At 68.9% G+C, this 20010-nt stretch carries 22 protein-coding genes; 7 read left to right on the top strand and 15 right to left on the bottom strand.

Features of this window, described 5'->3' with window-relative positions:
* Positions 1 to 5: 5 nt before the first annotated feature.
* The 12 genes from ABGB19_RS19730 to ABGB19_RS19675 form a co-directional block, all read right to left on the bottom strand.
* Positions 6 to 245, bottom strand: coding sequence for a zf-HC2 domain-containing protein (locus ABGB19_RS19730; RefSeq protein ID WP_347687677.1), 240 nt, complete (start codon positions 243 to 245; stop codon positions 6 to 8).
* On the bottom strand, positions 242 to 874 hold the full coding sequence (locus ABGB19_RS19725) for a sigma-70 family RNA polymerase sigma factor (RefSeq protein ID WP_347687676.1): 633 nt from the start codon (positions 872 to 874) through the stop codon (positions 242 to 244). Before ABGB19_RS19725 ends, ABGB19_RS19730 begins: the two co-directional genes overlap by 4 nt.
* A gap of 12 nt (positions 875 to 886) precedes the next feature.
* Complete coding sequence (locus ABGB19_RS19720) at positions 887 to 1603, bottom strand: flavodoxin family protein (RefSeq protein ID WP_347687675.1); 717 nt, start codon at positions 1601 to 1603, stop codon at positions 887 to 889.
* Complete coding sequence (locus ABGB19_RS19715) at positions 1590 to 2237, bottom strand: hypothetical protein (protein WP_347687674.1); 648 nt, start codon at positions 2235 to 2237, stop codon at positions 1590 to 1592. Before ABGB19_RS19715 ends, ABGB19_RS19720 begins: the two co-directional genes overlap by 14 nt.
* Before the next feature lie 60 nt (positions 2238 to 2297).
* Positions 2298 to 2486 carry a hypothetical protein gene (locus tag ABGB19_RS19710; protein WP_347687673.1) on the bottom strand — a complete coding sequence of 63 codons (189 nt, stop codon included), beginning with the start codon at positions 2484 to 2486 and terminating at the stop codon, positions 2298 to 2300.
* 361 nt (positions 2487 to 2847) lie between these two features.
* On the bottom strand, positions 2848 to 3195 hold the full coding sequence (locus ABGB19_RS19705; protein ID WP_347687672.1) for a metal-sulfur cluster assembly factor: 348 nt from the start codon (positions 3193 to 3195) through the stop codon (positions 2848 to 2850).
* Positions 3173 to 3724: a Fe-S cluster assembly sulfur transfer protein SufU gene (gene sufU, locus ABGB19_RS19700; protein ID WP_347687824.1), complete on the bottom strand. Its 552-nt coding sequence runs from the start codon at positions 3722 to 3724 to the stop codon at positions 3173 to 3175. Before sufU ends, ABGB19_RS19705 begins: the two co-directional genes overlap by 23 nt.
* Complete coding sequence (locus ABGB19_RS19695) at positions 3720 to 4973, bottom strand: cysteine desulfurase (RefSeq protein ID WP_347687671.1); 1254 nt, start codon at positions 4971 to 4973, stop codon at positions 3720 to 3722. Before ABGB19_RS19695 ends, sufU begins: the two co-directional genes overlap by 5 nt.
* A gap of 22 nt (positions 4974 to 4995) precedes the next feature.
* A complete protein-coding gene (gene sufC / locus ABGB19_RS19690) occupies positions 4996 to 5769 on the bottom strand; it encodes a Fe-S cluster assembly ATPase SufC (protein ID WP_347687670.1) in 774 nt (257 codons plus the stop codon).
* Positions 5766 to 6968 carry a Fe-S cluster assembly protein SufD gene (gene sufD, locus ABGB19_RS19685; protein ID WP_347687669.1) on the bottom strand — a complete coding sequence of 401 codons (1203 nt, stop codon included), beginning with the start codon at positions 6966 to 6968 and terminating at the stop codon, positions 5766 to 5768. Before sufD ends, sufC begins: the two co-directional genes overlap by 4 nt.
* Complete coding sequence (gene sufB, locus ABGB19_RS19680; RefSeq protein WP_347687668.1) at positions 6969 to 8414, bottom strand: Fe-S cluster assembly protein SufB; 1446 nt, start codon at positions 8412 to 8414, stop codon at positions 6969 to 6971.
* A complete protein-coding gene (locus tag ABGB19_RS19675; RefSeq protein ID WP_347687667.1) occupies positions 8411 to 9214 on the bottom strand; it encodes a metalloregulator ArsR/SmtB family transcription factor in 804 nt (267 codons plus the stop codon). Before ABGB19_RS19675 ends, sufB begins: the two co-directional genes overlap by 4 nt.
* A 24-nt stretch (positions 9215 to 9238) precedes the next feature.
* On the opposite strand from ABGB19_RS19675, the gene mptB reads away from it, so the two are divergent.
* From mptB to ABGB19_RS19660, 3 genes are read left to right on the top strand one after another with little or no spacing between them, the layout of a single operon-like run.
* Complete coding sequence (gene mptB, locus ABGB19_RS19670; RefSeq protein WP_347687666.1) at positions 9239 to 10918, top strand: polyprenol phosphomannose-dependent alpha 1,6 mannosyltransferase MptB; 1680 nt, start codon at positions 9239 to 9241, stop codon at positions 10916 to 10918.
* Positions 10919 to 10950: 32 nt separating this feature from the next.
* On the top strand, positions 10951 to 11859 hold the full coding sequence (locus tag ABGB19_RS19665; RefSeq protein WP_347687823.1) for an ABC transporter ATP-binding protein: 909 nt from the start codon (positions 10951 to 10953) through the stop codon (positions 11857 to 11859).
* On the top strand, positions 11853 to 12632 hold the full coding sequence (locus ABGB19_RS19660) for an ABC transporter permease (protein ID WP_347687822.1): 780 nt from the start codon (positions 11853 to 11855) through the stop codon (positions 12630 to 12632). The genes ABGB19_RS19665 and ABGB19_RS19660 overlap by 7 nt, the downstream gene beginning before the upstream one ends.
* Here ABGB19_RS19660 and ABGB19_RS19655 read toward each other — a convergent pair.
* Positions 12546 to 13232 (bottom strand): hypothetical protein, encoded by a 687-nt coding sequence (locus tag ABGB19_RS19655; RefSeq protein WP_347687665.1) that lies wholly within the window; start codon positions 13230 to 13232, stop codon positions 12546 to 12548. The two genes, ABGB19_RS19660 and ABGB19_RS19655, sit on opposite strands and share 87 nt — an antisense overlap.
* A gap of 88 nt (positions 13233 to 13320) precedes the next feature.
* On the opposite strand from ABGB19_RS19655, the gene ABGB19_RS19650 reads away from it, so the two are divergent.
* On the top strand, positions 13321 to 13893 hold the full coding sequence (locus ABGB19_RS19650) for a TetR/AcrR family transcriptional regulator (protein ID WP_347687664.1): 573 nt from the start codon (positions 13321 to 13323) through the stop codon (positions 13891 to 13893).
* Between the two features lie 53 nt (positions 13894 to 13946).
* Entirely contained in the window at positions 13947 to 14897 is a 951-nt protein-coding gene (locus tag ABGB19_RS19645; protein ID WP_347687663.1) for a COX15/CtaA family protein, read from the top strand.
* On the opposite strand, the gene ABGB19_RS19640 is transcribed toward ABGB19_RS19645, so the two are convergent.
* Positions 14847 to 15788 (bottom strand): hypothetical protein, encoded by a 942-nt coding sequence (locus ABGB19_RS19640; protein ID WP_347687662.1) that lies wholly within the window; start codon positions 15786 to 15788, stop codon positions 14847 to 14849. The two genes, ABGB19_RS19645 and ABGB19_RS19640, sit on opposite strands and share 51 nt — an antisense overlap.
* A gap of 29 nt (positions 15789 to 15817) precedes the next feature.
* Between ABGB19_RS19640 and ABGB19_RS19635 the strand changes: the two genes are divergently transcribed.
* Positions 15818 to 16789, top strand: a complete 972-nt coding sequence (locus tag ABGB19_RS19635) for a quinone oxidoreductase (RefSeq protein WP_347687661.1) — start codon at positions 15818 to 15820, stop codon at positions 16787 to 16789.
* 1 nt (position 16790) lies between these two features.
* Here the strand turns inward: ABGB19_RS19635 and ABGB19_RS19630 are convergent, their stop codons facing one another.
* Positions 16791 to 17717: a heme o synthase gene (locus ABGB19_RS19630; RefSeq protein ID WP_347687660.1), complete on the bottom strand. Its 927-nt coding sequence runs from the start codon at positions 17715 to 17717 to the stop codon at positions 16791 to 16793.
* Positions 17718 to 17891: 174 nt separating this feature from the next.
* Here ABGB19_RS19630 and tkt point away from each other — a divergent pair, with 174 nt between their 5' ends.
* A complete protein-coding gene (tkt, locus tag ABGB19_RS19625; protein WP_347687659.1) occupies positions 17892 to 19985 on the top strand; it encodes a transketolase in 2094 nt (697 codons plus the stop codon).
* Positions 19986 to 20010: the final 25 nt, after the last annotated feature.

The following is a 20010-nucleotide window of genomic DNA, read 5'->3' as shown; positions in this document are numbered from 1 at the left end:
GGGCGTCATCGGTAGTTCTTGAATGCGCCGAGCAGCCTGCTGCGGAAAGCCGGGTCGAGTTGGTCGTCGGTGATCCGGCCGACCGTGCGCACCGTCTGGCGGAACTGCTCGACGTAGTTGGCACAGCCCTCGCAGTCGGCGAGATGGGCCTCGACCCTGGCGCGGGTCTCGGTGTCGAGCGCATCGTCGAGGTAGGCGGTCACCAACTCGACGAGTTCGTTGCAGTCCATCGGTCCAACGCTCATGGTTTCTCCGCCAGATAGTCTTCCAGCACGTGCCGGACGGCCGCGCGGCCGCGGTGCAGCAGCACGCGCTGATTCGCGACGCTGATGTCGAGCAGGTCGCACACCTCGGCCGAGTCGAAGCCGAGCATGTCGCGCAGTGTGACCACCACACGCTGGCGTTGGGGCAACCTGTCCAGTTCGGCGCGGGCGACAGCGACCAGTTCGCTGCCCAGCAGCGAGCCCTCCGGGGTGTCCGGGAACGGCGAGGGCTCCTCCTCGGGCCGCCAGTGGCCCGGGTACGGGTCGCCTGCGTCCCGGAACCGCCCCGGGTCGACGGTGCCACCGGTGTGAGCCGCGATCTCGGCGTCGGCACCGCGGCGTTCTCGGACACCGCGTGTCTTGGCGATGTTGATCATCACCGCGAAAAGCCAAGTGCGAAGAGAGGATCGGCCCTCGAAGTTGTCGAGGCCCTTCAGCAGCGCGATCCAGGTCTCCTGGACCACCTCTTCGGCGATCTCGTGGCTGGGCACATAGCCGCGGGCCACCCGCAGCATCGCCGGTGTGTGCTGGTCGACCAGGCGGGCGAACGCGGACTCGTCGCCGTCGCGCAGGGCGGCGATGAGACCGGTCTCGTCCATGGTGGTGATCATCGGATCATCGCGTCACCGATACTCGGGATTGGCGAAGTCGTAGCGACAGCCCGCGTCCCAGCCGGTACGGATGTTCCCGTAGGCGGGCACGCCGCCGGCGGCGCGCAACAGGCGCGCCACATGCATCAGATTCCATGTCATGAAAGTCGTGTTGCGGTTGGTGAAGTCGTTCTCCGGTCCGCCGGAGCCCGGGTCGAGGTAGGACGGGCCCGGCCCGGCCTCGCCGATCCACCCGGCGTCGGCCTGCGGCGGGATCGTGTACCCGATGTGCTGCAGGGTGTAGAGCACGTTCTGCGCGCAGTGCTTGACGCCGTCCTCGTTGCCGGTGATCAGACAGCCCCCGACGCGGCCGTAATAGCGATACTGGCCGGCATCGTTGAGCAGGTGCGACCCGCCGTACAGGCGCTCGTGCACCCGCTTCATCACCGAACTGTTGTCGCCCAACCAGATCGGTCCGGCGAGCACCAGGATGTCGGCGGCCAGCACCTTGTCGAAGATCTCGGGCCAGTCATCGGTGGCCCAGCCGTGTTCCCGCATGTCCGGCCACACCCCGGTGGCGATGTCGTGGTCGACCGCGCGCACCTCCTCGACTTCGACACCGTGCTTGCGCATGATCCCGGCGCTGATGTCTACCAGGCCCTGCGTGTGGCTGGGCTCCGGTGACCGCTTGAGCGTGCAGTTGATGAAAAGCGCCCTCAGCCCGGTGAAGTCGAGGTCAACCTCGGCCATGTTGCAGTTCCTTTCTGCCGCGCTCGAAGAAGTCCGCGATCTGTGACGTGAGCGCGTCGACGTCATGGGCGGGGTCGAGCGGGTGCAGCGCGCCGAACGGGGCGTTCCAGAACGGCCCGGTGCGCGTCTGCCACGGCCCGACGTACGCATACGGCGTCGGATGCGTTTCGTCACCCGCCGAGACGCCGTAGTTGACCTCGTCCTCGGTGACGGCGACGTCGAAGTGCTCCGGCCACAACACCGGATGTTGTTCGGGAACAACCTGTTTGAGCGCATGTCCACCGGCGTAGTGAGAGCGCGCCGTCCACTCGGCCGCCACCGCGTCGAGCGCCAGCACGGCATCCCCGGGCAGTGGGTCGACGATCTTGTAGACGCCGTCGGGCGGGCCGACGTCGACACCCGCCGCCGCGGCGATCGCGTCCAGCGGCCCGGCCAGCGGCACACTGCCGTTGGGGAAGACGAGGTCGGTGCCGTGCACGGCCAGCGGGATCGCCGCGGCGGCGAAGCCGTCCGGGCGCACCGCCAACCGGATGGTGCCGGCCGCGCGGTACTGCGGGCCGGCGACCAGGCTCTCGGCGACCTGTCGCAGCTGTCGGCGGGTGGCGACGTAGGTGTCGGCGAACCCAGCGGCCATCGTGGCTCCTTCCCGGACACCAGGGTGGTGTAGCGATGCCGCTCAAGCGTTACACGCGAATCACGCCGATGGGCGTGTCGCCGCGGCCGCCCGGTTCGCGTTGGCCAGCAGCTGCGCCTGACGTCGTGGCCACCAGAACAACTCGACGCCCAGCGCGGCCAGGTAGATCGCCGACGCGATGGCGCTGCCCCACGATCCGAACACCGCGTCCCACACCGCCGTCCCGACGGCGACGACGAGGACGAACACCAGCAGCCAACGCCACGCCGGGCCGCCTCGGCGGCCTCGTGCAGGCCGCGGGCATAGTCGGCGACCGGCTCCGCCAGGCCGGGGTCGCTGACCCGGTGGCCGAGGCGCGCCGCGCGGGCCACCGAAACCCGTTGATCACCGGTCAGCTTCGCCGACCCGGGCCAGTAGCGCGGCATCCGGCGGGCCATCCATCCGCCGTAGAACACCGCGACGACGACGGTGACGATCGCCCCGGCGAGCACGAAGCCCGAGTCCAGCCAGGCCAGCACCCCCAGGCACAGCCCGACGCCGCCGCCGATCAGTGCCGCGCGACGCACCGCGCCGCCCCGCCAGACGAACGCCGGGACCGTGACCACCGCGGCTAGACGGTGAAGCCCAGGGCCCGCAGCTGTTCGCGGCCGTCCTCGGTGATCTTGTCCGGCCCCCACGGCGGGTTCCACACCCAGTTGATGCGCAGTTCGTCGACAAGGCCCGCGCCCACCAACGCGGTACGCGACTGGTCCTCGATGACGTCGGTCAGCGGGCACGCCGCCGACGTCAGCGTCATGTCCAGCAGCGCGATCTTGCCCTGCTCACCCTTCTCGACGTTCAGGTCGTAGACGAGGCCGAGGTCGACGACGTTGATGCCGAGTTCCGGATCGACGACGTCGCGCATCGCCTCCTCGAGGTCGGCGAGCAGTTCGTCGTCAGGCACTGCGGTGTCGCTCATCGGTTGTCTCCTCTGTCCCATATTCTGCGCCGGCCTCCGCCAGCGCCGAAGCTGATGCGCCGGCCTCCGCCAGCGCCGAAGCTGATGCGCCGGCCTCCGCCAGCGCGGCCTTGAAAGCTGTCCAGCCCAGCAGCGCACACCTGATCCGCGCCGGGTACTTCGCGACGCCGGCGAACGCGACGCCGTCACCAATGACATCCTCGTCGCCCTCGACGGTCCCCCGCGACGAGATCATCTCGCTGAACGCGGCGACGGTCTTGAGGGCGTCGCCCACGCTGCTGCCGATCACCAGATCGGTGAGCACTGACGTCGCGGCCTGACTGATCGAGCAGCCCTGCCCGTCGTAGGAGATGTCGGCGACCTGCTCGCCGTCGCCGGACAGCGTCACCCGCAGCGTCACCTCGTCGCCGCACGTCGGGTTCACATGGTGCACCTCGGCGTCGAACGGCTCACGCAGCCCGCGGTGGTGCGGGTGCTTGTAGTGGTCGAGGATCACTTCCTGGTAGATCTGCTCCAGGCGCACGTCAATCCCTGCCGAAGAACGTCACGGCGCGGCGCACGCCGGCCACCAGGCGGTCGACTTCCTCCATCGTGTTGTAGATCGCGAACGACGCGCGCGCCGTCGCCGCGATGCCGAACCGGCGGTGCAGTGGCCACGCGCAGTGATGCCCAACCCGCACCGCGACCCCGTCGTCGTCGAGCACCTGCCCGACATCGTGGGCGTGGATGCCGTCGACGACGAAGCTCACCGGGGACCCGCGGTGCTCAGTGGACGCCGGGCCGACGATGCGCACCCCGTCGATCGCCGACAGTCCCTCCAGCGCGGCGGCCACCAGTTCGGCCTCGTGGGCTTCCACCGTGGCCATCCCGATCTCGCGCAGGTACCGGGCGGCCGCCGCCAGGCCGACGACCTGGGACGTCATCGGGGTACCCGCCTCGAACCGCTGCGGGGCCGGGGCGTACGTGGTCTCCTCCATCGTGACGGTCTCGATCATCGAGCCGCCGGTGATGAACGGTGGCATCGCGTTGAGCAGTGCGCGCCGGCCGTACAGCGCGCCGATCCCGTTGGGCCCGAGCATCTTATGGCCGGAGAACGCCGCGTAGTCGACGTCGAGCGCGTGGAAGTCGACAGGCTGGTGCGGTACGGACTGGCAGGCGTCCAGCAGGGTCAGCGCCCCGACGGCCTTCGCCCGCGCAACCAGTTCGGCGACTGGGGCGACCGCCCCGGTAACGTTCGAATGATGGCTGAAGGCAACGAGTTTCACCCGCTCGTCCAGCTCGAGCGAGTCGAGGTCGATGCGGCCGTCGTCGGTGACCGAGTACCACTTCAGGGTGGCACCCGTGCGACGGGCCAGCTCCTGCCACGGGATGAGGTTGGCATGGTGCTCCAGCTCGGTGGTGACGATGACGTCACCCGGCCCGACGGCACGGTCGAACCGGGCATCGCCGAGCACGTAGGACACCAGGTTGATGGCCTCGGTGGCGTTCTTCGTGAACACCAGCTCGTCGGGGTCGGCGCCGACCAGCGCCGCGATGGCGGCGCGGCCGTCCTCGTAGGCGTCGGTGGCCTCTTCCATCAGCTGGTGCGCGCCGCGGTGCACCGCGCCGTTGGACGACACCAGGAACTCCCGCTCCGCGTCGAGGACCTGCACCGGACGCTGCGACGTCGCGCCCGAGTCCAGGTACGCCAACTGGGTTCCGCCGCGCATCACCCTCTTCAGGATGGGGAAGTCGGCGCGGATGGCTGCCACATCGAGCGGACGAACCGACGCGGTCATGGCTCTGGCCTCCTCCAGACGCTCAGGAAGCGCTCGCTGCTGCCTGGGTGAAGCGGACGTAGCCGTTCTCCTCGAGCTCGTCGGCCAGCTCAGGACCGCCGGACTCGACGATGCGGCCGCCGACGAACACGTGCACGAACTGCGGCTGGATGTAGCGCAGGATGCGGGTGTAGTGCGTGATCAGCAGCACGCCACCGTGCTCGGCTTCGGCATAGCGGTTGACGCCCTCGCTGACGACCCGCAGCGCGTCGACGTCCAGGCCGGAGTCCGTCTCGTCGAGGATCGCGATCTTGGGCTTGAGCAACGACAGCTGGAGGATCTCGTGGCGCTTCTTCTCGCCGCCCGAGAACCCCTCGTTGACACTGCGTTCGGAGAACGCCGCGTCGATGCCGAGGTCCTCCATTGCGCCCTTGACCTCTTTGACCCAGTGCCGCAGCTTCGGCGCCTCTCCGCGGACGGCCGTCGCGGCGGTGCGCAGGAAGTTCGACATCGACACGCCAGGCACCTCGACCGGGTACTGCATGGCGAGGAACAAGCCCGCGCGGGCGCGCTCGTCGATGCTCATCGCGAGCACGTCCTGGCCGTCCAGCGTGATCGACCCGGACGTCACCGTGTACTTGGGGTGCCCGGCGATGGCGTAGGACAGCGTCGACTTGCCGGAACCATTGGGGCCCATCAGCGCATGGGTCTCCCCCGACTTCACGGTGAGGTCGACGCCCTTGAGGATCGGGATGTCGGTCCCGTCCTCCGCGGAGACGACGCTCACGTGCAGGTCCTTGATTTCCAGTGTGGTCATTGCTGCGCTTTTCCTTCGGTTAGCTCGAGTTCGTGTTCGATGGCCTCGGTCAGCCGGTCCCGCACGGCAGGCACGCTGATCTTCTGGATGATCTCGCCGAAGAAACCACGTACGACGAGTCGCCGGGCCTGGTCTTCGGGGATGCCCCGGGACTTCAGATAGAACAGCTGCTCGTCGTCGAATCGCCCGGTGGCGCTGGCGTGTCCGGCCCCGGCGATCTCGCCGGTCTCGATCTCGAGATTTGGCACCGAGTCGGCCCGGGCGCCGTCGGTCAGCACCAGGTTGCGGTTGGTCTCGAAGGTGTCGGTGCCGGTCGCGGCGGCGCGGATCAGCACGTCGCCGACCCACACCGTGTGCGTGTCGGGCTTGGCCGACGCCGGATCTCCTTGCAGCGCGCCCTTGTACGTCACATGTGAGCGGCAGTTCGGCTCCGCGTGGTCGACCAGCAGGCGCGATTCGAAGTGCTGGCCGTCGTCGGCGAAGTACAGCCCGAGTAACTCGGCCTCCCCGCCCGGCGCACAGAACCGCACGCGGCCGGTCATCCGGACCACGTCGCCGCCGAGGGTGACCGCGGCGTGGCGCAGCACCGCATCCTTGCCCAACCGGGCGTGGTGTGTGCTGACGTTCACGACGTCGTCCGCCCAGTCGGCGATCGACACCACCCGCAGCGTCGCGCCGTCGCCGACGACGAACTCGATGTTGTCGGCGTAGGTCCCGCTGCCGCGCTGGTCGATCACCACGACGGCCTCGGCGAGCTCTCCGACGCGGATCTGCAGATGGCCGTAGGCCGTCGCTCCCTCACCGGGGCCGGTGATCACGACCTCGATCGGGTCGCGCACCACGGTCTGCTTGGGGACCTCGATCAGGGTGGCGGTCTCGAAGGACGAGTACGCCTGTGCCGCAACGCGATCGGCCGGGGCACCGGCCTGCCCGATGCGGGGGTCGTCGCGCGTGGTGCGGTCGACCCGCACGTCGTCCGGGGTGGTCACCTCGATCGTCGCGCTGCCGGTGGCCTTCCCGTCGGACCCAGCGGACCCGTCGTGCAGCCCGCGCAGGCGCCGCAGTGGGGTGAAGCGCCAGATCTCGTCGCGCCCGCCGGGCACCTCGAAAGCGTTGACGTCGTAGGACGTGAAGATCTCGCCCTTGTTGAGCGCCGAGCCGGCGGGTATCCCCTCGAGGGCAGTGTTGAGTTCCGTCACTTAGCCGACCGCGCCTTCCATCTGCAGTTCGATCAGCCGGTTCAGCTCGAGCGCGTACTCCATCGGCAGCTCCTTGGCGATCGGCTCGACGAAGCCGCGCACCACCATCGCCATCGCCTCGTCCTCGGTCAGGCCGCGGCTCATCAGGTAGAACAGCTGATCCTCGCTGACCTTCGACACGGTGGCCTCGTGCCCCATCGTCACGTCGTCCTCGCGGATGTCGACGTAGGGATAGGTGTCGCTGCGGCTGACCGTGTCAACAAGCAGCGCATCGCATTTCACGCTGGAGCGCGAACCGTGCGCGCCCTTGTTGACCTGGACCAGACCGCGGTACGACGCGCGGCCGCCGCCGCGGGCCACCGACTTGGACACGATGTTGCTCGAGGTGTGGGGCGCCAGATGCAGCATCTTGGCGCCGGTGTCCTGGTGCTGACCCTCGCCGGCGAACGCCACCGACAGCACCTCACCCTTGGCGTGCTCGCCGGTCATCCAGACCGCGGGGTACTTCATGGTGACCTTGGAGCCGATGTTGCCGTCGACCCACTCCATGGTGGCGCCCGCCTCGGCGCGGGCCCGCTTGGTGACCAGGTTGTAGACGTTGTTCGACCAGTTCTGGATCGTCGTGTAACGGCAGCGACCGCCGGGCTTGACGATGATCTCGACGACCGCGGAGTGCAGCGAGTCGCTCTTGTAGATCGGCGCGGTGCAGCCCTCCACGTAGTGCACGTAGGCGCCCTCGTCGACGATGATCAGCGTCCGCTCGAACTGGCCCATGTTCTCGGTGTTGATCCGGAAGTAGGCCTGCAGCGGAATGTCGACGTGCACGCCGGGCGGCACGTAGATGAAGGAACCGCCCGACCACACGGCCGTGTTGAGCGCCGAGAACTTGTTGTCACCGGCCGGGATCACCGTGCCGAAGTACTGCTTGAAGATGTCCTCGTGTTCGCGCAGCCCGGTATCGGTGTCGAGGAAGATGACGCCCTGCGCCTCCAGATCCTCGCGGATCTGGTGGTAGACCACCTCGGATTCGTACTGAGCGGCGACGCCGGCGACCAGGCGCTGCTTCTCGGCCTCGGGGATGCCCAGCCTGTCGTAGGTGTTGCGGATGTCCTCGGGCAGATCCTCCCAGGAGGCGGCCTGCTTCTCGGTGGAGCGCACGAAGTACTTGATGTTGTCGAAGTCGATGCCCTCGAGGTTGGAGCCCCAGTTCGGCATCGGCTTCTTGTCGAACGTCCGCAGCGCCTTGAGCCGGGTCTGCAGCATCCACTCCGGCTCGTTCTTCTTCATCGAGATGTCGCGCACCACGGCCTCTGAAAGACCCCTCTTGGCCACACTTCCGGCATCGTCGGAGTCCACCCAGCCGTAGCCGTACCGGCCCAGCGAGGCGATCGCCTCTTCCTGGCTGAGCGGTTCGCCGACCTTGTGGGCTTCGGGCGTGGTCGTCATGTCGACGCTCCTTGTGTGCTCTCGATTTTCTCAGTGGATCTCCGGTGCGGGGCTGTGCGCCGAAGTGGGGTCGGGGTATCCAACGGAACGTGCGTGGTGCACGCGCAGTCACCGTTGACGATCGTGGCCAGCCGCTGGACGTGCGTACCCAGGATCTCGGCGAAGGCCTCGCGCTCGGTCTCGCACAGTTCCGGGAACTCCTCGGCGACGTGGGACACCGGGCAGTGATGCTGGCACAGCTGGATGCCGTGGATGGGGCCGGTGACCGGTGTGGTCGTCGTGGCGTAGCCGGCCTTCGTCAGCGCGGCCGCGACTCGATCGGCGGTTGATTCAACGTCATCCGGGCCGTCGGTTACTCCCGCCAGGATGCCGTCGATGCGGCGGCGGGCGAACGCCCGCACCGCATCCTCGCCGCCGATCTCGCGCAGTTGGCGGATGGCCGCCACCGCGAGATCGTCGTAGGCGTGGGCCAGCTTGGCCCGCCCCGCCGCGGTCAGCCGGTAGCGCTTGGCCGGCCTGCCGCGTCCGTGGTGCTGCCAGGCCGCCGCGGCGCTGGACTGCGCGTCGCCGGCGTCCATCAGTGCATCGAGGTGACGGCGCACGCCCGCGGCGGAGATGCCCAGTTGCTCGCCGATCTCGCCCGCGGTGATCGGCCCGGACTCCAGCAACAGCTGCACGATCGCGCCACGGGTGTGGCGGTCGGCCCCTGCGTTGGTCTCCGGACGGATTTTCACAACACTATTGTGACGGAATTCGAAAACGCGGTAAAGCAAGGGCACCCTTAGCGTGACGGCCGCCATCGGACCGGCGGTTACGCTGCTGAGGTGGCAGCCCGCCTCCGCTCGCTCAGTTCGTCGATTGCCCGTTGGCATGCCGACGAACGACTCGTGGGCTCGCCGCTGAACGAAGCCGAGACCATGGCCTTGCGACGGACCCGGCTGTTCGGCGCCGCGGGCACGGTGGTGATGGCGATCGGCGCGCTCGGTGTCGGTGCCCGGCCGGTGGTGCAGGATCCGACGTTCGGCGTGCGACTGCTCAACCTGCCGTCGCGCATCCAGACCGTGTCGTTGACCATGACCACCACCGGCGCGGTGATGATGACGCTGGCGTGGCTGATGTTGGGCCGATTCGCGTTGGGCGACCGCCGCATGTCCCGCAGCCAACTCGACCGCACGCTGCTGCTGTGGGTGTTACCGCTGCTGATCGCCCCGCCGATGTACAGCCGCGACGTCTACTCGTATCTGGCGCAGAGCGAGATCGCGATCAAAGGTCTCGACCCGTACAAGGTCGGGCCCGCCCCCGGCCTGGGCCTCGACCACGTGTTCACGCTGTCGGTGCCCAACATGTGGCGGGAGACGCCGGCGCCCTACGGCCCGCTGTTCCTGTGGATCGGCGAGGGTATCTCCGCGATCACCGGCGAGAACATCGTCGCGGCGGTGCTCTTCCACCGCCTGGTGGTGCTGCTGGGCGTCGGCCTGATCGTGTGGGCGGTGCCCCGACTCGCCCGCCGCTGCGGCGTCGCCGAGGTCAGCGCGCTGTGGTTGGGGGCGGCCAATCCGCTGTTGATCATGCATCTGGTCGCGGGCATCCACAACGAGGCGCTGATGCTGGGGCTGATGCTCGCGGGCACGGAGTTCGCGCTGCGCGGTGTCGACGCGGCCACGCCCCTGATTCCGCGTCCGCTGTCGTGGCCGCGCGGCCGGCAGGACCGGGCGCGCTGGTGGCCGATGGCCATGCTCCTGCTGGGCATCGTGCTGATCACGATGTCCTCACAGGTCAAGCTGCCGTCGCTGCTGGCACTGGGATTCGTGGCGATGGCGCTGGCCTGCCGGTGGGGCGGCACGTTCAAGGCGTTCGTGCTGGCCGGCGGGTCGCTGACCGCGGTGTCCGTCGCGGTGATGGCGGTCATCGGCTGGGCCAGCGGACTGGGGTTCGGCTGGATCTTCACGCTGGGCACGGCCAACGTGGTGCGCAGCTGGATGTCGCTGCCGACGCTGCTGGCCTTGGGCACCGGCCAGGTCGGCATCCTGCTCGGCCTGGGCGATCACACCACCGCGGTGCTGGGCCTCACCCGCGCCATCGGCGTGTTCATCATCGCGATCCTGGTCACCTGGCTGTTGCTCGCCGTGCTGCGCGGCAGATTGCACCCCGTCGGCGGCCTGGGTGTCGCGCTCGGCATGACCGTGCTGCTGTTCCCCGTCGTGCAGCCGTGGTACGTGCTGTGGGCCGTGCTGCCGCTCGCCGCATGGGCCACCCGTCCGGCCTTCCGCGGCGCCACCATCGTGGTGACGCTGGCCGTCGGCATCTTCGGCCCCACCGCCAACGGCGACCGGTTCACGCTGTTCCAGATCCTGCTCGCCGTGGTGGCGAGCACGGTGATCCTGGTGCTGCTGATGGCGCTCACCGTCAACCGGCTGCCCTGGCGAAGCGTGCCGTTCGCCAGGGAACCGTCACCACCGCCGCCGCAGCCGGTGCGGCCCGACGCCTACGCTGAATCTCCGTGACCCACCTTGGATCGGGGACCTCGACCGTCCCCGTGCGGCTGCGCGGCGTCAGCAAGCGCTATGGGTCGACGACCGCGGTGTCGAACCTCGATCTCGAGGTGCAGAGCGCGGAGGTGCTCGCGCTGCTCGGCCCGAACGGCGCGGGCAAGACCACGACCGTGGAGATGTGCGAGGGGTTCATCAAGCCCGACGCGGGCTCGATCGAGATCCTCGGCCTCGACCCGTTCGCCGACAACGCCCGGCTTCGGGAGCGCATCGGCGTGATGCTGCAGGGCGGCGGCGGCTACCCGGCGGCACGCGCCGGCGAGATGCTCGACCTCGTCGCCTCCTACGCCGCCAATCCCCTCGACCCGCAGTGGCTGATGGACACCCTGGGCCTGACCGAGGCCGCGCGCACCACCTACCGGCGGCTGTCCGGCGGCCAGCAGCAGCGGCTCGCGCTCGCCTGCGCGGTGGTGGGCCGTCCCGAGTTGGTCTTCCTCGACGAGCCGACCGCAGGAATGGACGCGCACGCGCGAATCGTGGTGTGGGAGTTGATCGATGCCCTGCGCCGTGACGGCGTCACGGTGGTGCTGACCACCCACCAGCTCACCGAGGCCGAGGAGTTGGCCGACCGGATCGTGATCATCGACCATGGTGCGGTGGTCGCCACGGGTTCGCCAGAGGAATTGATGCGCAGCGGCGCGGAGAACCAGTTGCGGTTCCGCGCCCCGCGCAGGCTCGACCTGTCCCTGTTGATCACGGCGCTGCCCGAGAGCTATCAGGCGAGCGAGACCGCCCCCGGTGAATACCTGATCGAGGGCGCCATCGACCCGCAGGTGCTGGCCACGGTCACGGCGTGGTGTGCCCGGCTCGACGTGCTGGCCACCGATATGCGTGTCGAGCAGCGCAGCCTCGAGGACGTGTTCCTGGATCTGACCGGGCGGGAGCTGCGATCGTGACGGTGAACCGGTTCGAGCCGGGCACATTCGCGCCCGACCCGCGGCCCGCGACCGTGCCGAAGATGCTGACCGCCCAATTCGGCCTGGAACTGCGGCTGCTGTTGCGCAACGGCGAGCAGTTGTTGCTGACGATGTTCATCCCGATCACTCTGCTGATCGGGTTGACGGTGCTGCCGCTGGGTTCGTTCGGACCCAATCGGGCCGCGACGTTCGTGCCGGCGATCATGGCGCTCGCGGTGATCTCGACGGCGTTCACCGGACAGGCGATCGCGGTGGCGTTCGACCGCCGGTACGGGGCGTTGAAGCGCCTGGGTGCGACGGCCCTTCCGGTGTGGGGCATCATCGCGGGCAAGTCACTGGCCGTGGTGAGCGTGGTGTTCCTGCAGTCGATTGTGCTGGGCGCCATCGGTTTTGCGCTGGGCTGGCGCCCGCATCTGGCGGGGCTTGCGCTCGGCGCCGTGGTCATCGCTTTGGGCACGGCGGGTTTCGCCGCGCTGGGGCTGCTGCTGGGCGGCACGCTGCGCGCGGAGATCGTGCTCGCGGTGGCCAACCTGCTGTGGTTCGTCTTCGCCGGGCTGGGCGCCCTGACCCTCGAAGCCGGGGTGGTGCCGTCCGCCGTGCAGTGGGTGGCGCGGCTGACGCCCTCGGGTGCGTTGACGGAGGCGCTGTCGCGGGCGATGACGCTGTCAGTGGACTGGTTCGGCCTGCTGGTGCTCGCGGTGTGGGGTGGCCTCGCCGCGTTGTGCGCGTTGCGCTGGTTCCGGTTCACCTGACGCGGCGAGCATCGGCAGCAGATACTCCAGCTGGCCCACCTCTTCGATGTTGTGCTTGATCCACGCCCGGGTCTTGGCCACCGGAAAGTGCTGTCGCACAAAGCGGTTGACGGGGGCAAGCAGTGCCGACCGGACACCGAGGTCCATCACCGTCACGTAGTGCGCACCATCGGCGCCCGCAGACCAGGTGTGCTCGAGCTGAAACACCGGTATCCCGGCGATCCGCTTGACCAGGCGGATTCCCGTCTCATCGAGTTTTTCGACCCGGGCGACCTCGTCGATCCGGTACTCGGGCCGCCCGCCGAACGCCTCCACCATTCGGAAGCGGGCGCCCTCGGCTGCCCCGCCACCGCGGGCCGGGCGGGCGAGTTCCCAGGCGATGTGGTCGATCGGGTGCCACGCCAGGTAGCGGTCGATGACCTCACCGCCGTAGGTCATGGTCTCCCCCAGATGCGTGAACCAGTCGAGCAGCACGGCCGGCGTCACCCCGGCCAACGGCCGGTGGTCGATGGTGATGCGGCGCCGTCCGTGTGGGTGGTCGGAACAGCGAACAGTCGCGGTGTCGACCGGACGAAGTGGGTAGAGCACGGGACGAACCATGTCGAGCCTCCAAGATACGGTTTCGTTTCTTACATAACGGACGCTAGACTCCGGTTCTAAGATACGCAAGCGTTTCTTTGGAGGATCGATGCAACGCCGCCGCGGCCAGGAACTGGACACCGCGATCCGCGACGCCGTGCTCACCCTGCTCGCCCGGCACGGTCCCGGCGCGGTCACCATGGAGGCCGTCGCGGCGGCCGCCCAGACCAGCAAGCCGGTCCTTTACCGAAGGTGGCCCGACGCCGCGGCGCTGCTGCGCGACACCCTGCTGCGCATCGCGACCGCAGCGATCCCGCACGAGGACACCGGTAGCTTCCGCACCGACATGCTTGCGGTCCTGCGGGGCTGGGCAGCACTGTTCACCGGCCCGCAGGCCGAGCTGTTGCGCGCAGCGATCGCCGCCACCGCCTACGATCCCGATCTGTCCGCCGCCTTCCGCACCGACGTCATCGGCTGGCGCAAGCGGGAAATGGCCGCGCTGCTGGCGCGCGGCATCGAGCGCGGCGAGGTGCGGCCGGACGTGCCCGTCGAGATCGCCCGCGAGTTGGCACAGAGCGTGCTGTGGCACCGGCTGCTGATCACGGGTGACCCCATCACCGACGACCTCGTGGTGCAACTGGTCGACGAGGTGCTGGTGCCGTTCGTCGCACCCCGGACCTGACCCCGAGCAGGCCGCTACTACGGGTTGTAGTTGCGCTGCACTACCATCGGGGCGTGCGACGCGTCTTCCTGCGGCTGGTCGACCTCCTGCCGCTGCCGAGCCTGCGGGTTCAGCGCGTGATCGCGTTCCTGGTCATCCTCACCCAGGGCGGCATCTCGGTGACCGGCGCGATTGTGCGCGTCACCGCATCGGGCCTCGGCTGCCCGACGTGGCCGCAGTGCTTCCCCGGCAGCTTCACCCCGGTGCCCGTCGCCGAGGTGCCGGTCGTGCATCAGGCTGTCGAGTTCGGCAACCGGCTGATCACGTTCCTGGTGGTGCTCACCGCGGCGGCCGCCGTCCTGGCGGTGGTCCGCGCCCGGCGCCGCCGCGAGGTGCTCGTCTACGCCTGGCTCATGCCGGTGTCGACGGTCGCGCAGGCCGTCATCGGCGGGATCACCGTGCTGACCGGTCTGCTGTGGTGGACGGTCGCGATCCACCTTCTGGTGTCGATGACCATGGTGTGGCTGTCGGTGCTGCTGTTCGTCAAGATCGGCGAACCCGACGACGGCGTCCCGGTGCGACGGGTGGCGAAACCCTTGCGCCAGCTGACCTTCCTGACCGGCGTCGCGCTGACCGCGGTGCTGGTGACCGGCACGCTGGTCACGGGGGCCGGACCGCATGCCGGCGACAAGAGCATCGAGGCGCCGGTGCCCCGCCTCGAGGTGGAGATCGTCACGCTGGTGCAGTTGCACGCGACGCTGCTGGTGGCCTACCTGTCGCTGTTGGTGGCGCTGGTGTTCGCGCTGCGGGCCGTCGCGGCGCCCCGGCTCGTCGTCCGGCGGCTGGCCGTGCTGCTCGTCGTGGTCGCCGCACAGGCGCTGGTCGGGCGCATCCAGTACGCGCTGGGCGTGCCCGCCGCGCTGGTGGCCGTGCACGTCGCGGGCGCGGCCATCTGCACGGCGGCCACCGCCGCGCTATGGGCGTCGATGCGACAGCGGGCCGAGCCCGAGCCGGTCGAGAGCTGACTCGACGCACAGGACGAACACCCGCTGCTGGCGGTCCCGGCTCGCGGCGTCCAGCTGGCCCCAGCCCAGTGACGGCTCGACGAGTTCCACCTCGAGCACACGCGGGTCATCGCGCGCACCGATCACGTCGACCCGCGCGTAGAGCAGGTCCTCGGGCGCCATGCCGAGATGTGCGGCGGCCGACGCCAGTGCGGCCAGGCCGACATCCCACACCTCGAAGTCCGGTTCGGCGGGCGTGAGCGTCTCCTCGGCATAGGTGCCGGACTCGTCGAACACCGGCGGTGCCCCCGGCGCGGCGAGAATCGGGCCCTTGGTGAACGCGTGCGACTGCACACCGCCGAGGAACACCAGCGCGGTCTCCCCCTCCTCGATCCGGGCATCGTATGGCTGCACCAGTACCGACCGGCCCTGCGCCTGCAGCGCCGCGGCGTGGTGCCGCGCATCGTCGCGGTCGCGGAACCTCAGAGCGCCAACCGATCCCACTCCGATGACCGGCTTGACGACCACCTCGTCACTGTCCGGCAGGCGGACCCGGTCACCGGGTCCGAAGAACCGGCTCGGCACCGTCGGGACACCGCTGTCGGCCAGGTCGGCGAGATAGCGCTTGTCGGTGTTCCACGCCACCACTGCCGGCGGGTTGAGCAGGTTGCGAACCCGCCGCGTCCAGTCGAGGAACTCGTCGAGGCGGTCGATGTAGTCCCACGTCGCCCGCAGGATCACCAGGTCCGCGTCCAGCGTGGCCGGGTCGTCCCACGACAGCCACCGGGCGTGCAGGCCGTGTCTGCGTAATGCCGCCACCAGGCCGGCGTCGTCGCCGTCCCCCTCCGGCAGGGCCGGACACGCGGCCAACACGATGCGCGGATGGAACACGTCGGGGCGGGCGAGCTTCACAACTGCCAGGATATTGGGAGGATGTGAGCATGCACGCCATCGAAGTCGCCGAGACAGGCGGACCCGAAGTCCTGACCTACGTCGAGAAGCCACCGCCCACCCCCGGCGCCGGCGAGGTGCTGATCAAGGCCGAAGCGATCGGCGTGAACTTCCTCGACACCTACTTCCGGTCCGGGCAGTACCCGCGCCCGACCCCGTTCATCGTCGGCAACGAGGTGTGCGGCACCGTCGAGGCCGTCGGCGACGACGTCGCCGCACTGAAGGTCGGCGACCGCGTCGTCACCGCCCAGGCCAACGGTGCTTACGCCGAATACAGCGTCGCGCCAGCCGATTTCGTCGCCTACGTACCCGACGGAGTGGCCCCCGACGCGGCCGCCGCGGCGCTGCTCAAGGGAATGACCGCGCACTATCTCATCAAGTCGCTGTACCCCGTGCAGCAGGGCGACGCGGTCCTGGTGCACGCCGGCGCGGGCGGTGTCGGCCTGATCCTGACGCAGTGGGCGACCAGCATGGCCGTGCGCGTCATCACCACGGTGTCCACACCGGAGAAAGCCGAGCTGTCCCGTCAGGCGGGTGCGGCCGAGGTGCTCGACTATCCCGACGACCCCGCCGCGTTCGGCGCCACGATCAAGGAGATGACGGACGGGGGTGTCGCCGCGGTGTACGACGGTGTGGGTGCGGCCACCTTCGAGGCCAGCCTGGCCAGCCTCGCGGTGCGCGGCACGCTGGCGCTGTTCGGCGCGTCCAGCGGGCCCGTTCCGCCGTTCGACCCGCAGCGGCTCAACGCGGCCGGCTCGCTGTTCCTGACCCGACCCACGCTGGTGCACTACACCCGCACCGCCGACGAGTTCAGCTGGCGCGCAGGCGAACTGCTCGGTGCCATCGCCGCGGGCACGCTCACCATCACGGTCAGCGAGCGCTACCGCCTTGCCGATGCCGAACAGGCCCACCGCGATCTGCAGGGCCGCAAGACGGTCGGCTCGGTGGTCCTTATCCCCTGACTCAGAGCAGAGTCGGAAGCGCTAGCGCCGAGTCGACGGCCAGCGCGCAGAAAACCACCGCGAGGTAGTTGTTCGACTGCAAAAACAGCCGCAGCGGCTTGACGGGTTCGCCCCGGCGCACGCCGCCGTAGAGCTGGTGTGCCATCGCCAGGAACCAGACGCCGGCCGGCACGGCGACCGCCAGGTACAGCCACCCGGTGGCCGGTGCCAGCGCCAGCGTGGCCGCGACGGTCAGCCAGGTGTAGATCAGGATCTGCTTGGTGACCTGGCGCTCGGTGGCCACCGCGGGCAGCATCGGCACACCGGCCGCCCGGTAGTCCTCCTTATAGCGCATGGCCAGCGCCCAGGTGTGTGGCGGCGTCCAGAAGAAGATGATCGCGAACATCACCAGCGCGGGCCAGGAAATGGTGCCGGTCACCGCCGACCAGCCGATCATCACCGGCATACAGCCGGCGGCCCCGCCCCACACCACGTTCTGAGAGGTGCGCCGCTTGAGCAGCAGCGTGTAGATCAGCACGTAGAACGCGATCGTCGCACCGGCCAGATGGGCCGAGAGCATGTTCGTCGTCCACCACAGCCAGAAGAACGAGCCGACCGACAGTGCCAGCCCGAACACCAGGGCATGGCTGCGTGGCACCGTGGCGCGGGCCAGCGGCCTGCGCTCGGTGCGCTTCATCACCTTGTCGATGTCGGCGTCGGCCACGCAGTTCAGCGTGTTGGCGCCCGCGGCCGCCAACAGCCCGCCGACCAGCGTGTTGAGGATCAGCAGCGGATCCACCGTGCCGCGATCGGCCAGCAGCATCGCCGGGATGGTGGTGACCAGAAGCAGTTCGATGACGCGCGGCTTGGTCAGCGAGACATAGCCGAGGAGCGTGTCGCGGATCCGGTTGGGCGCCCCGTCGACGAGGCGGCCTTCGCGAACGCTCACGCAGATAACTCCTCTAAGAAAGGCGGCAGCGCGGGGCTTCTACTACAGACGATGGTAGACCCCGCCCGAACGCCGGCCTAATCGTCCCCCAGCTGCCTGCAGCGGATGACCATCCCGCACTAGGGTGTGTTAGCGAGCAGCGAGAAGAGCTCACCGTCGACCAGGAGTGCGCCTGTGACCACGCTCGAAGAAATCTCCACCCTGACGCGGCCGAATCACCCCGACGACTGGACCGAGGTGGATTCGCTCGCGGTCGACACCGTCCGGGTGCTCGCGGCGGACGCGGTACAGAAGGTGGGCAACGGCCACCCCGGCACGGCGATGAGCCTCGCCCCGCTGGCGTACACGCTGTTTCAGCGGCAGATGCGCCACGACCCGAGCGACGTGCACTGGCTGGGCCGCGACCGCTTCGTCCTGTCGTGCGGGCATTCCAGCCTGACCCTGTACATCCAGCTGTACCTCGGCGGCTTCGGCCTCGAGCTGTCCGACATCGAGTCGCTGCGCACCTTCAAGTCCAAGACGCCCGGACACCCGGAGTTCCGCCACACCAGGGGCGTCGAGATCACCACCGGCCCGCTGGGCCAGGGGCTGGCGTCCGCCGTCGGAATGGCGATGGCATCGCGGTACGAGCGGGGACTGTTCGACCCCGACACGCCGTGGGGCGAGAGCCCGTTCGACCACTACGTGTATGTGATCGCCTCGGACGGCGACATCGAAGAGGGCGTCACCAGCGAGGCGTCCTCGCTGGCCGGCACGCAACAGCTCGGCAACTTGATCGTGTTCTACGACCAGAACCAGATCTCGATCGAGCACGACACCAATATCGCGCTCTCCGAAGATGTTGCGGCCCGCTACCGGGCTTACGGCTGGCATGTGCAGGAGGTCGAGGGCGGCGAGAACGTCGTCGGAATAGAAGAAGCCATCGAGGCCGCACGCACAGTCACCGACAAGCCGTCGTTCATCGCGCTGCGCACGATCATCGGCTATCCGGCCCCGAACAAGATGAACACCGGCGGCGTGCACGGGTCGGCGCTCGGCGAGGACGAGGTCGCCGCCACCAAGAAGATCCTCGGCTTCGACCCGGACAAGACGTTCGAGGTCCGGCCCGAGGTCATCGAGCACACCCGCAAGCTGGTCGACCGCGGCCAGGAGGCACATGCCAAATGGCAGAGCGGGTTCGACGCCTGGGCCGAACGCGAGCCCGAGCGCAAGGCGCTCCTGGACCGACTGCTCGCCCAGGAGCTGCCGGAGGGCTGGGACGCCGACCTGACCCACTGGGAGCCCGGATCCAAGCCGGTGGCCACCCGCGCCGCGTTCGGCCAGGTGCTCAACGACGTCGCGCCGAAGCTGCCCGAGCTGTGGGGCGGTTCCGCCGACCTCGCGGGCAGCAACAACACCACCATCAAGGGCGTCAAATCCTTTGGTCCACCGTCGATTTCGACTGAGGACTTCACGGCGGACTGGTATGGCCGGGTGCTGCACTTCGGCATCCGCGAGCACGCGATGGGCTCGATCCTGTCGGGGATCGTGCTGCACGGTCCAACGCGCGCGTTCGGCGGCACCTTCCTGCAGTTCTCCGACTACATGCGGCCCGCGGTGCGGCTGGCCTCGCTGATGGACATCGACACCATCTACATCTGGACGCACGACTCGATCGGCCTGGGCGAAGACGGTCCCACTCACCAGCCGATCGAGCATCTCGCGGCGCTGCGGGCGATCCCGAACCTGTCGGTGGTGCGGCCGGGTGACCCCAACGAGACGGCGTACGCCTGGCGCAGCATCATCGCCCGCGGCAACGGCAGCGGCCCGGTCGGTTTCATCCTGACGCGTCAGGGCATCCCGGTACTGGAGGGCACCGACGCCGACGGGGTGGCCCGCGGCGGGTACGTGCTGGGTGGCGGAAACCCCGCCGACGACGCCGACGTGATCATCATCGCGACGGGGTCGGAGCTTCAGCTCGCCGTCGAGGCCCGAAAACAGCTTGCCGAAAAGGAGATCACCGCCTACGTGGTGTCCATGCCGTGTGTGGAGTGGTTCGAGTCGCAGCCGAAGGAGTACCGCGATTCGGTGTTGCCGCCGACGGTCTCGGCGCGGGTCGCGGTCGAGGCGGCCGTGGCGCAGAGTTGGTACAAGCTCGTCGGCGACACCGGCGAGATCATCTCGATCGAGCACTACGGCGAGTCCGCCGACGACAAGACGCTGTTCCGCGAGTTCGGGTTCACCCCCGAGGCGGTGGTGGCCGCCGCGGAGCGATCCATAGACAACTGAGGTCGAAACGGTAGGGAAAGGCACA

The sequence above is a fragment of the Mycobacterium sp. B14F4 genome, assembly GCF_039871645.1.
GTDB lineage: Bacteria > Actinomycetota > Actinomycetes > Mycobacteriales > Mycobacteriaceae > Mycobacterium.
Note: the sequence above shows the minus strand (reverse complement) of the source record. Positions and strands in the feature narration are given on the sequence as shown.

What these genes read in the sequence shown, in the direction of transcription:
- ABGB19_RS19730 (WP_347687677.1), bottom strand. Translation starts at nt 245, where the DNA reads ATGAGCGTTGGACCGATGGACTGCAACGAACTCGTCGAGTTGGTGACC.
- ABGB19_RS19725 (WP_347687676.1), bottom strand. Translation starts at nt 874, where the DNA reads ATGATCACCACCATGGACGAGACCGGTCTCATCGCCGCCCTGCGCGAC.
- ABGB19_RS19720 (WP_347687675.1), bottom strand. Translation starts at nt 1,603, where the DNA reads ATGGCCGAGGTTGACCTCGACTTCACCGGGCTGAGGGCGCTTTTCATC.
- ABGB19_RS19715 (WP_347687674.1), bottom strand. Translation starts at nt 2,237, where the DNA reads ATGGCCGCTGGGTTCGCCGACACCTACGTCGCCACCCGCCGACAGCTG.
- ABGB19_RS19705 (WP_347687672.1), bottom strand. Translation starts at nt 3,195, where the DNA reads ATGAGCGACACCGCAGTGCCTGACGACGAACTGCTCGCCGACCTCGAG.
- ABGB19_RS19695 (WP_347687671.1), bottom strand. Translation starts at nt 4,973, where the DNA reads ATGACCGCGTCGGTTCGTCCGCTCGATGTGGCAGCCATCCGCGCCGAC.
- sufC (WP_347687670.1), bottom strand. Translation starts at nt 5,769, where the DNA reads ATGACCACACTGGAAATCAAGGACCTGCACGTGAGCGTCGTCTCCGCG.
- sufB (WP_347687668.1), bottom strand. Translation starts at nt 8,414, where the DNA reads ATGACGACCACGCCCGAAGCCCACAAGGTCGGCGAACCGCTCAGCCAG.
- ABGB19_RS19675 (WP_347687667.1), bottom strand. Translation starts at nt 9,214, where the DNA reads ATGGCGGCCGTCACGCTAAGGGTGCCCTTGCTTTACCGCGTTTTCGAA.
- ABGB19_RS19655 (WP_347687665.1), bottom strand. Translation starts at nt 13,232, where the DNA reads ATGGTTCGTCCCGTGCTCTACCCACTTCGTCCGGTCGACACCGCGACT.
- ABGB19_RS19650 (WP_347687664.1), top strand. Translation starts at nt 13,321, where the DNA reads ATGCAACGCCGCCGCGGCCAGGAACTGGACACCGCGATCCGCGACGCC.
- ABGB19_RS19635 (WP_347687661.1), top strand. Translation starts at nt 15,818, where the DNA reads ATGCACGCCATCGAAGTCGCCGAGACAGGCGGACCCGAAGTCCTGACC.